Source organism: Vibrio sp. OPT46, assembly GCF_015163535.1.
GTDB classification, from domain to species: Bacteria; Pseudomonadota; Gammaproteobacteria; order Enterobacterales; family Vibrionaceae; genus Vibrio; species Vibrio alginolyticus.
In genome coordinates, this window is the sequence record NZ_JADDYG010000842.1 from 104,939 (window position 1) to 105,273 (window position 335).

Consider the following 335-nt stretch of genomic DNA (forward strand, 5'->3'; position numbering starts at 1 on the left):
GATAACATTTATTTAACGTATGGAGTGGTGTAATCTTGCGTTATATTTAGAATTTGCTAAAATGATTTCCGTCGCAAATTGCGCATTAAGATTGCAGAGGAAAAATAAGCAATCCGTGTTTTCTCAAAGGAATTGAGGTGAGTTATGCTACGTGAGTTTGCTGTATATCGACCATTACAAGTGGCCCGTTTTGTTAAAACGTTGTTCAAAGGTCAGTTTTTTATTGTCGGGGTTGGTTGTTTTCAGTTCGACAATGGCAAAGTGTTACTACCTGACGTCAACGATCATAAAAGGCTCACCATCTTTAAAGAAGTCAACCAAGTGATAGCATCATT

At 37.3% G+C, this 335-nt stretch carries 1 protein-coding gene; it reads left to right on the plus strand.

The genetic code is table 11. The features are described from left to right. Positions 1-144 precede the first annotated feature (144 nt). Positions 145-335, plus strand: a 191-nt coding sequence (locus tag IQR33_RS29830) for a DUF1107 domain-containing protein (RefSeq protein WP_193844285.1), incomplete at its 3' end; no start/stop codon positions are given.